Raw genomic sequence first — 13,790 nt, forward strand, 5'->3', positions numbered from 1 at the left:
CGGCCGCGCCGCGTTCAGGAGGAGAGCGCGTTGATGCGGTTGTAGATCGCCTCGGCATCCACCTCGCGCGCATAGGCGACCATCACCGGGTCTACCGCACGCTTGAGCGCGGCGCGTTCGGTGAACTCGATGCGGCGCAGGCGGCCGGCGCGCTCCAGCGCCTCGAGCTTCTGCCCGTCCTCGGTGCTCTCCGCCTGGCGGCCGAAGGCGCCGGCCTCGCGGCCCGCGCGGCGGATCGCTTCCTGCAGCGGCGCGGGCAGCCGCGCGAGCGTCTGGGTCGAGAAGCAGATCGGGCGGATGGTGATCGCGTGCTGCGTCATGATGAGGTTGGGCGCGACCTCGTAGAAGCGCATCGCCTCCACGCCCGCCGCCTCGTTCTCGCCGGCCTCGATGACGTTGTTCTGGATGGCGTTGTAGACCTCGTTGTAGGCGATGACCGAGGGCGACATGCCCGCCGCCTGGAAGGTGCGCGACCAGATCGGCGCTCCCTGCACGCGGACCTTGAGGCCGCGAAGCTCGGCCATGTTGGTCACGCGCTTGTTGGCGAAGATGTTGCGCACCCCGCCACCGGCATAGCCGATCAGCGCCACGCGCGCGCGGCGCTCGATCTCCTGCGCCACGGGGGCGAAGAGGTCCTGGTCGAGCACCTGGTTCCAGTGCGCGAGGTCGCGGAACAGGAAGGGCGCGTCCACAAAGGGTGCCGCGCGGCTGAAGGTGGACATGTGGGCGGGCGAGACGATGCCGTAATCCACGGCGCCGCGGCCGGCCGACATGTACTCGAAATACTGCTTCTCCAGCCCGAGGCTCGAGTTCTTGTGCAGCACGAAGTTCACCGGCCCGGCGGTGTAGTAGCGCTTCACCAGCTCCTCGAAGCGCACCAGGGCGCGGGTGAAGACGTGGTCATCGTTGAACTGCACCGCGCCGTTCAGCGTGATCGCCTGCTGGGCGCGCGCGACATGCGGCAGCGCCAGCAGCGCCGTGCCGGCACCGACGCCGCGCACCAGGTCCCTGCGCTTCATGGATGTTCTCTCCCTCTCTCCCGCCGGCTTGGTGCGGGCGGTGATGCGCGACTATAGGGGCGGACCGGGCGGGTTGGGAACCGCCCGGTTACGCGGGCTTCCCCGCCGGCCCGCGCGGGACGAGACTGCACCGGCCATCGTGAGGAGGCGGCATGAACCGGTTGGACCTGACAGGGCGCGTGGCCATCGTGACGGGCGCGGCGAGAGGCATCGGCCTCGCCATCGCGCGGCGCATCATCGAATCGGGCGGCTCCGTCGCGGTGTGGGACATGGACGGCGCGGCGGCGCAGGACTCGGCGCGCGCCCTCGGCCGCGCGAGCGCGCATGTTCTCGACCTGACCGATGAGGACGCGATCGCCCGCGCCCATGCCGAGACCCTCGCCGCCCATGGCAAGGTGGACGTGCTGGTGAACAATGCCGGCATCACCGGCGGCAACGCGCCGTCCTGGGCGTTGCCGGTGGCGGAGTGGCGCCGCGTGGTCGAGGTCAACCTCATCGCGCCCTACCTCGTCACCCGCGCGGTGGTTCCAGGGATGATCGCCGGGGGCTACGGCCGGATCGTCAACATCGCCTCGATCGCGGGCAAGGAGGGCAACCCGAACGCCTCGCACTACAGCGCCTCGAAGGCGGGGCTGATCGGCTTCACCAAGTCGCTCGGCAAGGAACTGGCCAGAACCGGCGTGCTGGCCAACTGCATCACCCCCGCGGCGGCGGAGACGGACCTGTTCCGCCAGATGACGAGCGAGCAGATCGCGTGGATGCGGTCGAAGATCCCGATGGACCGCTTCGTGACGGTGGAGGAGATCGCGGCCATGGCCTGCTGGCTGGCCTCGGAGGAATGCTCCTTCTCGACCGGGGCGGTCTTCGACATCTCCGGCGGACGCGCGGTCTACTGACCGCGCGCCACCTCGCCAAGGATGGGCAGCAGATACTCCGCGAAGAGCGCGGGGTTCTCCGCGAAGGGAAAATGGCCGATGCCGTTCATGCGCGTGAAGCGCGCGCCCTTGATCTTCGCGGCCGTCGCCTCCGACATCTCGGCGGTGCAGGAATAGTCGTACTCCCCGGTGAGCATGAAGAGCGGGCAGCGGCTGGTGTCTATGCGGTGCACGCGGTCGCGCGCGTCCCACTCGCCTGAATAGAAGCCGATGTCGCGGTCGAAGGTGGCATAGCCGCCCTGGGAATAGTGCCACCAGATGTCGGCCGCGCATTCGGCGGGGCTCTGCGGGGCGATCAGGCCGTGTATCCATTCCGGCACGAAGATCGCCTGGTTGATGCCCGGATCGTCGGCCCAGGCGCTGCGCCGCCCCGGGACATGGTCGCAGGCCTCGCAGGCGATGATGGCGGAGAAGGCCTCCGGGTGGCGCAGCGCGACCTCGAGGCAGATCTCCCCCGACATGGAAGCGCCGAGCAGCACCGGCTTGCGCAGCCCGAAGGCCTGCACCGCACCCATGATGAGCGCGACATAGCGATCGGTCGTCAGGCGCCAGGCGCCGGGGGCTTCGGCGGGCGGGGGGCTCTTGCCGTGCCAGGGCATGTCGAAGGCGGTCATGCGCCAGGCGCCGGTGATGCGCGGATCCGCCATCAGCCCGTGGAACTGGCGGCCATCGGCCCCGGCGGTGTGCAGGCAGAGGATGTCCCGCCCCTGCCCTGCCTGTTCGGCATAGATGCGCCAGTCGCGGCCATCCGCGGCGACGGTCGCGTAGCGCCCGGCGGGCTCGGGCCGGAGCGGCGCCGGGAGCGAGGGGCGCGGGAAGGCGGGCACGGGGCCCGCGCCATGCAGGACCAGCCAGCGCCCGATCTCGAGCACGCGGCGCGCGAGGTGGCAGTGCCGGATGAAGGCGCGCTCCTCGCCTTCCAGGCGGAACTCCGGCACGCGGTGGCGCATCGCGAAGATCGCATGGTGGTGGCGCGGCGGAACCGGCTCGAGGAAGCGCGACCAGATCCGAGGCGGCGCCGCGAGCGCGAAATCCGCCGAGGCGGCGGCATCGCCGAAGGCGAACTCGGCGCGTGCCTCCCCGCTCAGGATCGCGAAGCGCACCGCCGCGCCGCGCCGCCATTCCGCGAGCACCCCGTCCTGCGCCACCGCCGCCTGCCAGGCGGCGACGAAGCCCGGCCATGCCTCGCCCTGCGGCCAGCCTGCCATCACCTTCCTCCCCTTCCGATGCGGCGGGAGGATGTCAGCCACCGTGCGGGCCGGCAACCGGCGTTGCCAGGTCGGCGCGCGCCGCGCACATTGCGCGCCACGTCGCCACACGCATCGAGGAAGCGGACATGAGCACCAGCAGCAGGATCGCCGTCGTCACCGGAGCCGGCACGGGCGTGGGAAGGGCGGCCGCGCTCGCGCTGCTCGGCGGCGGCTGGACCGTGGTGCTGACCGGCCGCCGCAAGGAGCCGCTGGAGGAAACCATCGCGCTGGCCGGCGATGCGGCCTCGCGCGCTCTCGCCATTCCCGCCGACGTGTCCGATCCCGCCGCCGTGGACGCGCTCTTCGGCGCGGTGAAGCAGAAATTCGGCCGGCTCGACCTCCTGTTCAACAATGCCGGCCAGAACGTGCCGGGCACGCCCTTCGAGGACCTGACCTATGCCGACTGGTCACGGGTGGTGGCGGTGAACCTCACCGGCTCCTTCCTCTGCGCGCAGGCCGCCTTCCGCATCATGAAGGACCAGTCGCCGCAGGGCGGGCGCATCATCAACAACGGCTCGATCAGCGCGCATACGCCGCGGCCCGACAGCGCGCCCTACACCGCGACCAAGCACGCCATCACGGGGCTGACCAAGTCGCTGATGCTCGATGGCCGGAAATACGACATCTGCGCGGGGCAGATCGACATCGGCAATGCGGCGACCCCGATGACGCGCCGCATGGCCCAGGGCGTCAAGCAGGCCGATGGCTCCATCGCCGTCGAGCCGACGATGGACGTCAACCATGTCGGCCAGGCGGTCCTGCACATGGCGAACCTGCCGCTCGAATCGAACATCTTCACCCTCACCATCAAGGCGACGAAAATGCCCTTCGAGGGGCGCGGCTGAGGCTCAGGCCTCGCCGCGTTCCACCAGCAGCCGCCTCACCTCGTTCTTCGGCACCTTGCCGTAACCCGAGCGCGGCAGCGCATCCCACAGCACGATCCGCGACGGCCACTTGTAGCGTCCGAGCCGGCCGTCGAGATGCGCCATCACCGCGGCGGGATCGAGCGTCGCGCCGGGTTCGGGCACCAGCACGGCGATGCCGGTCTCGCCCCATTTCTCGTGCGGGACGCCGACCACGCAGGCCTCGGCGACGCCGGGGAAGGTCAGCAGGACCTCCTCGATCTCGCGCGGATACACGTTCGATCCGCCCGAGATGTACATGTCCGACTGCCGCCCGGTGATGGTGAGGAACCCGCGCTCGTCGAGGTGGCCGAGATCCCCGGTGTGGAACCAGCCGCCGGCGAAGGCCTTGGCGTTCGCCTCCGGGTTCTCGAAGTAGCCGGCCATCACCGCGGGGCCCCGCACGCAGATCTCGCCCGTGGCGCCCGGCGGCAGGCGCCTGTTCTCCGCATCGAGGATCGCCACCTCGATCCCGGTGCGCGGATACCCGCAGGAGCCGATGGGCATCGTGGGATCATCCTCGATGCTGTGCCATTCGGGCGGCAGCACCGTGATGTTGCCGGTGACCTCGCCGAGCCCGAAATACTGCACGAGGCAGAAGCCGAGCTTGCGCAGCGCGTGCTTCTGGTCCTCGCGGTACATCGGCGCGCCGGCATAGATCACGTGGCGCAGCGAGGAATGGTCGTGCGCGTCCACGCTCGGGTCGCGGCACAGCGCGTTCAGGATGGTCGGCACGGTGAACATGTTGCTCACCCGGTGCTTTTCCACGAGGCGCCAGGCTTCGGGCACGTCCAGCCTCTCGCCCGGCAGCAGCACCGAGACGGCCCCGCGCGCGACCTGCGCCATGGCGTGGATGCCCGCGCCATGGGAGAGCGGCGCCACCACCAGCGAGGCGTCGCGATGCGACAGCCCCGGCATCAGGTCCGCGATGTGGTTGGTGACGACGAAGGCGAGCTGCCCGTGCGTCAGCGTGCCGCCCTTGGGACGGCCCGTGGTGCCGGAGGTGTAGAAAAGCCAGGCCGGGTGGTCACGATCCACCGCCGCCGTCTCGCCGACCGGCGCCCCCCGCCCCTCGGCAACCAGATCATCCCAGGTGGGGCTTTCCCCCTGCCCCATCGTGACCTCGAGCGAGCAGGCCGGGTTCCCCTCGCGCGCCGCCTCCCGGTGCTGGGGGAAGCCAGGATCGAACAGATGCGCGCGGCAGCCGGCATTGGCGGCGAGCCAGGCGACCTCGGGCGGGCTGAGCCGGAAATTCGTCGGCACCCAGACCGCGCCGATCAGCCAGCAGGCCCAGCAGGATTCGAAGATCGCATTGCCGTTGCGCGCGTGGACGAGGACGCGGTCGCCGCTGCCGATGCCGCGCGCCCGGAGCGTCGCGGCCGCCGCGCGCACGCGGCCGGCGATCTCGGCCCAGCTCCAGCTCCGCTCCCGCCACACCAGCCCCGGGCGCTCGGGCAGGCGGGCGGCGGTCTGCAGCAGCAGGCTCGCGAGGTTCGAGGTCGGGATCATCGGCGGTTCCTCCCCCGCCCCCTCTGCCGCGCCCGTCGCAGGCGATCAAGCGCCGGGGCGCTTGCGGTCGGGCGGCCCGCCGGGCCAGTCTTGGCCCCAAGCGCCGGGCACCGGCGCAGGGAACGACCGTCCAGGGAGACCGCCTCATGACCGCGACGATTCCGCCCGCCTCGCGCCGGACGCTGCTGCTCGGCGCCGCCGGCGCCGGCCTCGCGATCCCGCTGCGCGTGCGCGCGCAGCAGCAGTACCGGCCCGAATACAAGGTCTCGGTGGTCGGCAACCGGCCGATCCCGCTCTCGGACGGCGCCTTCGTCTGGGCCGACCTGGTGCGCGAGCGCTCGGGCGGGCGGATCAACATGAAGGTCTATCCCGGCAGCCAGCTCGTGGGCGGCGACCAGACGCGCGAACTGGTGGCGATGCGCCAGGGCGTGATCGACATGGCCGTGTTCAGCACCATCAACATCTCGCCCCAGATCCGCGAGATGAACCTCTTCTCCCTGCCCTTCCTGCTGCGCGACCACCGCGGCTTCGACGCGGTGATCAACGGCGAGGTCGGGCAGGACCTGTTCCGCGTGCTCGCCACGCGCGAGGTGGTGCCCGTGGCCTGGGGCGAGAACGGCTTCCGCGAACTGTCCAACTCGCGGCGCGAGGTGCGGCGGCCGGAGGATCTGCGCGGCATGAAGATCCGCTTCGCCGCGGGCGTCATCTTCAGCGAGATCTTCACCGCCCTCGGCGCCAACCCGCTGCAGATGTCCTTCGCCGACCTCCAGCCGGCCCTCTCGACCGGCGCGGTGGACGGGCAGGAGAACCCGGTCAACCTCTTCCTCGCCTTCCGCATGGACACGCTGGCGCAGCGGCACCTGACCATCTGGAACTACGTGGCGGATGCCGGGATCTTCGTGGTCGCGAAATCCATCATGGACGGCTTCAACGCCGCCGACCGCGCGCTCATCACCGATGCCGCTAAGGACGCGGCGCGGCAGCAGATCGCGAACTCCCGCCGCGGCATCGGCATCGGCGGGGACCGCTCCGCGATCGAGGAATGCATCCGCCGCGGCGTCGCGGTGGCCGAGCTCACGCCGGAGGAGAAGACCGCCTTCGCCAACGCCACGCGGCCGGTCTTCGACAAATGGGCGCAGACCGTGGGCCAGACGCTGGTGCAGAAGGCGCAGGCGGCGATCAGCCGCGCCACCTCCTGACGCGACGGTGAGCGCAGACCTGGACCCGGGCGCGCGCGCGCCGGACCCGCCGGTGCGCGTCCCGCTCGCCTTCGAGCGCGTGCTGCTCGCCGCCGCGATGGGCGCGATGGCGCTCATCACCGCCGCCAATGTCGTGGTGCGCTATCTGACCGACGCCTCGCTGGCCGTCACCGAGGAGTACTCCGTCGTGCTGATGGTGATCGTGACCATGGTCGGCACCGCGCTCGCGGCCGCCGGCGGGCGGCACATCCGGGTCGAGTATTTCGCCGCCCTGCTGCCGGCGGGCTGGCAGCGCGGGCTCGAGGTCGTGGCGCTGCTGCTCGCCATCCTCTGCTTCGGGCTGCTGGCCTGGTACGGGGCGTGGCTTGCCTACGACGAGTATCGCTTCGAGGTGCTCTCGAACGGGCTCGGCAATCCGAACTGGTGGTACACGGGCTGGCTGCCGCTGCTCTCGCTGCTCGTGATCGCGCGCGCGGCCGGGCGGCTGGTGCGTCTGCTCCGCGGCGGGGCGGCATGATCGCGGCGAGCCTCTTCATCGTCTTCGGCGTGATGCTTGCCGCGGGCGTGCCGGTGGGCGTCGGCCTCGGTCTCGCCGGGGCCTTCTCCATCTGGCTCGCCAGCCAGTCCATCATGGCGATGCCGACCAACGTCTATGCCGGCATCGCCAAGTATCCGCTGATCGCCATTCCGATGTTCGTGCTCGTCGGCTGCGTCTTCGAACGGACGGGCGTGGCGCTGCGCCTCGTGCGCTTCGCCTCGGCGCTCGTCGGCGCGGGGCGCGGGGCGCTCGCCTCGGTCTCGGTGATGGTGGCGATGGTCCTCGGCGGCATCACCGGGTCGGGCCCGGCCTGCGCCGCGGCGGTCGGCCAGGTGATGACGAAGAGCATGGCGGAAGACGGCTACCCCCGCCCCTTCATCGCGAGCACGGTCGGGGCGGCGGCGGCGATCGACATCCTCATTCCGCCCTCGATCGCCTTCATCGTCTACGCGGTCCTGGTGCCAGGCGTCTCGGTGCCCGCGATCTTCGCCGCCGGGCTGATCCCGGGGCTGCTCGCCGGCCTCTGCATCATCGCTGCGGTGGTGATGATCTCCATCGTGAAGGATTTCGGCGGCAAGGCCCGCCGGCAGGAGGCGCTGGCCGTCTGGCAGACCTTCCGCGAGGCGATCTGGGGCCTGCTCGCCCCCGTCCTCATCCTCGGCGGCATGCGGGTCGGGCTGTTCACGCCGACCGAAGCCGCGGTCGTGGCGGTGTTCTTCGGCCTGTTCGTCGGCTTCTTCGTCTATCGCACGCTGAGCCTGCGCGATGTCTACGAGATGCTGGTCGAGGCCGGCGAGATCTCCGCCGTCATCCTGATCGTGGTCGCGCTGGCCACCGTCTTCGCCTGGTCCACCAGCACGCTCGGCATCGTGCGCCCGATCGCGGACTGGGTGGTGGGCCTCGGCTTCGGCTCGGCCGGGACGCTCGTGCTGCTGACGCTGTTCCTCGTGGTGGTCGGGATGTTCCTCGACGGCATCTCGATCTTCCTGATCATGCTGCCGGTGCTGCTGCCGATCGCCGCCGCCTTCCAGTGGGATCTCACCTGGTTCGGCGTGGTGCTGACGATGATGATCGCGATCGGGCAGTTCACCCCGCCGATGGCGGTGAACCTGATGGTCTCCTGCCGCATCGCCGGGGTGCCGATCGAGAGCACGATCCCCTGGGTGGCATGGCTCGTCCTCGCCATGGGCGCAGCCGCGGCCGCCGTCATGGCCGTGCCCGACCTCGCCCTGTGGCTGCCGCGCTCGATGGGCCTTTAGGACAGCCCGCAGCAGCCGCGCCCGGAGAGCGCGCGCCTGCCCTCAGGTCGCGGCGATGCGCCGGATCGCCTCGGCCACGCGCGCGGGCGTGATGCGGATCGCCTCCTCGAGCGGCGGGCTGAACGGCACCGGCGCGCGCGGTGCGCCGAGGCGCTCGGCCGCGCGCAGGCCCGAAGGCCCGACCGCCTCCAGCACGCGCGCCACGACCTCCGCGCCGAAGCCCGAGACCGTCACCGCCTCATGCACCACCAGCAGCCTCCCGGTGCGCCGCACCGAGGCCAGCACAGCCGCCTCGTCCCAGGGCCAGAGGCTGCGCAGGTCGAACACGTCGCAGCCTATCCCGCTCTCGCGCGCGCCCTGCTCGACCACCGGCACCATCGCCGACCAGGTCACGACCGTCACCGCATCGCCCTCCGCCGCCCGGCGCGCCACGCCGAAGGGGATCGGCGCGACCTCCTCCGGCACCTCGCCTTCCGCGGTCCAGAGGTTCTTTGGCTCCATCAGCACCACGGGGTCGTCCGACCGGATCGCCGCCTTGAGCAGCCCCGCCGCATCGGCCGGCGTGCCGGGCGCGGCGACGACGAGGCCCGGGATGTGCGTCAGCCACGCCTCCAGGCACTGGCTGTGCTGGGCGGCCGAGTTGCGCCACATCCCCTGCGGCATCCGCACCACCAGCGCCGCGCGCCCCTGCCCGCCGAACATGTAGCGCACCTTCGCGATCTGGCTGACCAGCTCGTCCATGGCACAGAGGGTGAAGTCGGCGATGCGCATCTCGATCACGGGCCGCGTGCCGCAGAGCGCGGCGCCGAGCCCCGCGCCCATGATCGTGCTCTCGCTGATCGGGGTGGAGACGATGCGCTCCGGGCCGAACTCCTCGGCCAGGCCCTTGTACTGGCCGAAGATGCCGCCCTGCACGAGGTCCTCGCCCAGCGCCCAGACCAGCGGGTCGCGGCGCATCTCCTCGGCCAGCGCGCGCCGCGTCGCCTCGGCGAAGGTCATGCGCGTCATGCCGGCGCCCCCGTATCCTGGACATCGCTGAAGGCGGCCTCGGGTGGCGGCCAGGGCGCGGCAAGCGCGGCGGCGCGATGGGCCGCCATCTCCGCCGCGGCCTCGGCCTCCACCACCGCGATCTCGCCCGGCGCGACGCCCGCCTGCTCCAGCAGCGCGGCCAGGCGCCGGATGCAGTCGCGCCCGCGCGCGGCGGCGGCCTCCTCCGCCGGGCGGTAGGCCGCGGCATCGGTGCCGGTGTGCCCCTCCCAGCGATAGCACCGCGCGTGCAGGAACTGCGGCCCCTGACCGGCGCGGATCCGCGCCACGAGCTCGGCCGCCACCGCGTCCACCGCCAGCACGTCCTCGCCGTCCACCGCGCTCGCGGGCACCCCGCAGGCCTCGGCGCGCGCGGCCGGGCCGGCGCCCGCCGTCACCGCGCTGTTGCGGGTGAAGGCGGCGAAGCCGTTGTCCTCGCAGACGAAGAGCACCGGCAGGCGGTACAGCGCCGCCCAGTTCATGCCTTCGAGGAACGGGCCGCGGTTCACCGCGCCGTCGCCGAAGAAGCAGGCGACGATCGCCTCCTCCTTCCTCAGCCTGATGGCCTGGGCGGCGCCGCAGGCGATCGGGATGCCCGCGCCCACCACGCCATTGGCGCCCAGCATGCCCACCGCGAAATCGGCGATGTGCATCGAGCCCCCCTTGCCGCCGCAGGAGCCGCCCGCGCGGCCGTGCAGTTCGAGCATCATCGCCCGCGCATCGGCGCCCTTGGCGATGGCGTGCCCGTGGCCGCGATGGGTGCTGGTGATGCGGTCCGCGCGGCGGAGATTGCCGCAGACGCCCACCGCCACCGCCTCCTGCCCGATGGAGGGGTGCACCACACCCGGCGCCTCGCCGGATCGCATGGCGGCCACCGCCTCGCGCTCGAAGGCGCGGATGCGCGCCATGTCGCGCAGCATCGCCATCCGCCGCGCCGTCTCGTTCGACATGCCGTTCCTTCCCCTGTTGCCAGCCCCGCAGGCGCGCTCTACTCCCGCCACGGGAGAGGGAACGCGGCCATGCTGGACCGGCTCATCGTGGTGGACAGCGTCACCCGGCTGGGGCCGGAGGCGCAAGGGCGCGTCATCGTCGGCGGCTCCCATGGCGGCATCTACGCCGCCTATCTCGCGGCCAAGGCGCGCGTGGCGGGCGTGCTGCTGAACGATGCGGGAATCGGACTCGAAGGCGCGGGCATCGCGGGGCTCGGCTACCTCCAGCCGCTCGGCATCCCGGCCGCCTGCTGCTCCCATCGCAGCGCGCGGATCGGGGATGGTTTCGACATGCTCGGGCGCGGCATCGTCAGCCACGCGAACGCCGCCGCCGCCGCCCTCGGCATCGAGCCCGGCATGTGGTGCCGGGAGGCCGCGCGACGCCTCGCCGCTTCCGCCGTTCCCGCCGCCGAGGCGCCGGACAGCGTGGAATCGCGCTTTCCGCTGGAAGTCCCGGGACGCGCCCGCGCCTCGGCCATGGATTCCAACTCGCTGATGACGCCCGACGACGACGGGACCATCGTCGTCACCGGCAGCCATGGCGCGCTGCTCGGCGGCCGGCCCGAGAGCGCGGCGCGCGCCGCGGTGTTCGCGGCACTCTACAACGATGCCGATGGCGGCGTGGACGGCGCGGGCTACACGCGCCTTCCCGCGCTCGATGCCCGCGGCATCGCGGCGGCCACATATTCCGCCTGGACGGCGCGGATCGGGGACGGCCGCTCCGCGGTCGCCACCGGCATCGTCTCCGCCGTCAATGCGCGCGCCGCCGCGCTCGGCCTCAGGCCCGGCGGGACGGTGCGCGAGGCGATCACCCTGCTGGCCGAAGCGATCGAGAAGGACCACCGCGCGTGAGCCAATCCAACGCGACCCTCACCATCACCGGCGGCGAGGCGCTGGCGCGCATGCTCGAGGCCCATCAGGTCGGGCCGATGTTCGGCATGGGCGGCTTCCAGTTGCTGCCCTTCTACGAGGCGGTGCGCGCGCTTGGCCTGAAGCACTACCTGATCAACGACGAACGCTGCGGCACCTTCGCCGCCGATGCCTGGGCGCGGGTGACGAACCGTCCGGGCGTGGTGGACGCGACGCTCGGGCCGGGGGCGACGAACCTCGTCACCGGGCTGGTGGAATCGCTCAACGCCGGCATTCCGCTCGTCGCCATCACCGGCGATGCCAACCGCGACCACGCCTGGAAGAACATGACGCAGGAGGCGCGGCAGGTGGAGATCCTCCGCCCCGCCTGCAAGGAACTCATCCGCGTCGAGAGCACGAAGCGCATCCCGGAATTCGTCCGCCGCGCCTTCGCCGTCGCCACCTCCGGCCGCCCCGGCCCGGTGGTGCTCGACGTGCCGGAGGACGTCTGCCACGGCGAGCACACCTTCTCCGCCGACGAGATCTGGGCCGATCCCGGCACGCTGGCCGCGCAGGCGCGCCGCACGCGGCCTGACGGGCGTGAACTGGAACGCGCCGCCGCGCTGCTCGCCAAGGCTAGGCGCCCGCTGCTGCTGGTGGGCGGCGGCATCCATGTCAGCGGCGCGCATGACGCGCTGATCGCGCTGGCCGAAAGCCAGAGGATCCCGGTCGCGCACACCATGTCGGGCAAGGGCGCGATCGCCTGCACGCATCCACTCTCGCTCGGCGTGTTCGGGCGGTATTCGCGCATCGCCAACGACTTCATCGCCGAGGCCGACCTGCTCATCGTCGTCGGCTGCAAGCTCGGGGAGATCGCGACCAAACGCTTCTCCCTCATGCCCGCCGGCGTGCCGCTGATCCACATCGAGATCGTGTCGGAGGAGATCGGCCGCACCACGCGGGCCGATATCGCGCTCGCCGCCGATGCACGCCTCGCGCTGGAGGACCTTCTCGCCGCCCTGCCGGCGGGTCCGCTGCCAGAAGGCCGTGCGGAGTTCGCCGCCGCCGCCGCCCCGCGCATGGCGGCCTGGCTCGCCGGCGCCGCCGACCGCCTGCATTCGAACGAGACGCCGATCAATGTCGGCCGTCTGATCCACGAACTCAACCAGGCGATGGGCGAGGAGGACATCCTCGTCGCCGATGGCGGCTTCGCCGGCCACTGGGGCGGGCTGCTGTTCGACACCAAGAAGGCCGGGCGGCACTTCATCGCCGATCGCGGCTTCGCCTCCATCGGCTACGGCGCGCCGGGTGCCATGGGCGCGCAGATGGCCGCCGGGCCGAAGCGCCGCGTCGTCGGCCTGACCGGCGATGGCGGCTTCAACATGACCATCGGCGAGATCGAGACGGCCCGCCGCGTCGGCGCCAATTACGTGCTCTGCGTCTTCAACAACGGCGCGTCGGGCTATGTGAAGGCGCTGCAGCACGCGGTCTACGGGCCGGGCAACTACCAGTCCTCCGACCTTGCGGAGACGGACTACGCGGCGGCCGCGCGCGCCTTCGGCTGCCGCGGCATCCGGGTGGAGAGCCCGGACGCGCTGGCTGGCGCCATCCGCGAGGGCCTCGCGCATGCGGACTGCCCCACGGTCCTCGACGTCATCGTCACGCGCGACCCGGCGCGGATGCTGCCCGGCGTGGACAACCGCACCCTGCGCGTGGAGAAGGGCGACCGGCCGGTCTGACGGCGCTCGCCTTCACGCAAGCGCGTGCTGCGGAGGGGCGGCATTCGCGGTAGGATCCACGCAGCATGGAGCCATCCCCCCGCCCCGTCGTGCTCCTCGCGCTCGCCGCGCTTGCCGCGCTGCCGGCCGGTGCTGCCGCGCAGGCCCCCGAGTCCCGCCTGCCGCGCGTCATCTACGGGGATCAGGCACCGGCGGAGCCGCGGGTGCTCTACGGCGAACCCAGCCCCGCGCCCGCGCCGCCGCGGCCGGCCCCTCACGCGCCCGGGGTCGCCCCTCCGCCGCCCGCCACCGGCACCACGATCTTCCACGGCTGGGTGCCGGTCGGCCCGCCGCGATGGGAACCATGGCCGGGCCATGCGCCGCCGGTCGGCCATTCGCCACCCTGGCGCCCTCTGCCCGAGCCGCCGCCGCGGGACACGCGCTACGAAGCGCCGCAGCCCATGGGCACCTATATCGGTCGGCCGCCCTCGGCGGCGCTGCCCCAGGCCCCGGCCTATGGCCGGCAGGGGCGCTGAGCGCATCGCCACAGCAGCGCCGCTTTGCCGCGCCAGGCTGCCTCACGAATCGGAGCCCGAC

At 72.0% G+C, this 13,790-nt stretch carries 13 protein-coding genes; 8 read left to right on the forward strand and 5 right to left on the reverse strand.

All coding sequences use genetic code 11. From position 1 onward, the window contains the following. Positions 1-14: 14 nt before the first annotated feature. Positions 15-1,019 (reverse strand): TRAP transporter substrate-binding protein, encoded by a 1,005-nt coding sequence (locus FHS88_RS16395; protein WP_184486550.1) that lies wholly within the window; start codon positions 1,017-1,019, stop codon positions 15-17. A 152-nt stretch (positions 1,020-1,171) separates the two neighbouring features. Here FHS88_RS16395 and FHS88_RS16400 point away from each other — a divergent pair, with 152 nt between their 5' ends. Beyond that, positions 1,172-1,915, forward strand: a complete 744-nt coding sequence (locus tag FHS88_RS16400) for an SDR family NAD(P)-dependent oxidoreductase (RefSeq protein WP_184486551.1) — start codon at positions 1,172-1,174, stop codon at positions 1,913-1,915. Here the strand turns inward: FHS88_RS16400 and FHS88_RS16405 are convergent. After that, on the reverse strand, positions 1,909-3,162 hold the full coding sequence (locus FHS88_RS16405) for an alpha/beta fold hydrolase (RefSeq protein ID WP_211842347.1): 1,254 nt from the start codon (positions 3,160-3,162) through the stop codon (positions 1,909-1,911). The two genes, FHS88_RS16400 and FHS88_RS16405, sit on opposite strands and share 7 nt — an antisense overlap. A 128-nt stretch (positions 3,163-3,290) precedes the next feature. Here FHS88_RS16405 and FHS88_RS16410 point away from each other — a divergent pair, with 128 nt between their 5' ends. Beyond that, entirely contained in the window at positions 3,291-4,049 is a 759-nt protein-coding gene (locus FHS88_RS16410; protein WP_184486552.1) for an SDR family oxidoreductase, read from the forward strand. A 3-nt stretch (positions 4,050-4,052) separates the two neighbouring features. On the opposite strand, the gene FHS88_RS16415 is transcribed toward FHS88_RS16410, so the two are convergent. Further along, positions 4,053-5,615, reverse strand: a complete 1,563-nt coding sequence (locus FHS88_RS16415; RefSeq protein ID WP_184486553.1) for an acyl-CoA synthetase — start codon at positions 5,613-5,615, stop codon at positions 4,053-4,055. Positions 5,616-5,761: 146 nt separating this feature from the next. On the opposite strand from FHS88_RS16415, the gene dctP reads away from it, so the two are divergent. The 3 genes from dctP to FHS88_RS16430 are packed head-to-tail and all read left to right on the forward strand — an operon-like array spanning position 5,762 to position 8,611. Continuing rightward, positions 5,762-6,814, forward strand: a complete 1,053-nt coding sequence (gene dctP, locus FHS88_RS16420; RefSeq protein ID WP_184486554.1) for a TRAP transporter substrate-binding protein DctP — start codon at positions 5,762-5,764, stop codon at positions 6,812-6,814. A gap of 7 nt (positions 6,815-6,821) precedes the next feature. Then, positions 6,822-7,331: a TRAP transporter small permease gene (locus FHS88_RS16425; RefSeq protein ID WP_338146619.1), complete on the forward strand. Its 510-nt coding sequence runs from the start codon at positions 6,822-6,824 to the stop codon at positions 7,329-7,331. Next, positions 7,328-8,611 carry a TRAP transporter large permease gene (locus FHS88_RS16430; protein ID WP_184486555.1) on the forward strand — a complete coding sequence of 428 codons (1,284 nt, stop codon included), beginning with the start codon at positions 7,328-7,330 and terminating at the stop codon, positions 8,609-8,611. The genes FHS88_RS16425 and FHS88_RS16430 overlap by 4 nt, the downstream gene beginning before the upstream one ends. A gap of 42 nt (positions 8,612-8,653) precedes the next feature. Here the strand turns inward: FHS88_RS16430 and FHS88_RS16435 are convergent, their stop codons facing one another. Beyond that, entirely contained in the window at positions 8,654-9,619 is a 966-nt protein-coding gene (locus tag FHS88_RS16435) for an alpha-ketoacid dehydrogenase subunit beta (protein WP_184486556.1), read from the reverse strand. Then, complete coding sequence (locus FHS88_RS16440) at positions 9,616-10,587, reverse strand: thiamine pyrophosphate-dependent dehydrogenase E1 component subunit alpha (protein ID WP_184486557.1); 972 nt, start codon at positions 10,585-10,587, stop codon at positions 9,616-9,618. Before FHS88_RS16440 ends, FHS88_RS16435 begins: the two co-directional genes overlap by 4 nt. A gap of 69 nt (positions 10,588-10,656) precedes the next feature. Here FHS88_RS16440 and FHS88_RS16445 point away from each other — a divergent pair, with 69 nt between their 5' ends. The 3 genes from FHS88_RS16445 to FHS88_RS16455 all read left to right on the forward strand — a co-directional run bounded on the left by FHS88_RS16445 (position 10,657) and on the right by FHS88_RS16455 (position 13,729). Next, a complete protein-coding gene (locus tag FHS88_RS16445; protein WP_184486558.1) occupies positions 10,657-11,478 on the forward strand; it encodes a hypothetical protein in 822 nt (273 codons plus the stop codon). Beyond that, a complete protein-coding gene (locus FHS88_RS21240; protein ID WP_338146621.1) occupies positions 11,475-13,214 on the forward strand; it encodes a thiamine pyrophosphate-binding protein in 1,740 nt (579 codons plus the stop codon). Before FHS88_RS16445 ends, FHS88_RS21240 begins: the two co-directional genes overlap by 4 nt. A gap of 65 nt (positions 13,215-13,279) precedes the next feature. Beyond that, entirely contained in the window at positions 13,280-13,729 is a 450-nt protein-coding gene (locus FHS88_RS16455; RefSeq protein WP_184486559.1) for a hypothetical protein, read from the forward strand. Positions 13,730-13,790: the final 61 nt, after the last annotated feature.

The sequence above is a fragment of the Neoroseomonas alkaliterrae genome, assembly GCF_014199195.1.
GTDB lineage: Bacteria > Pseudomonadota > Alphaproteobacteria > Acetobacterales > Acetobacteraceae > Neoroseomonas > Neoroseomonas alkaliterrae.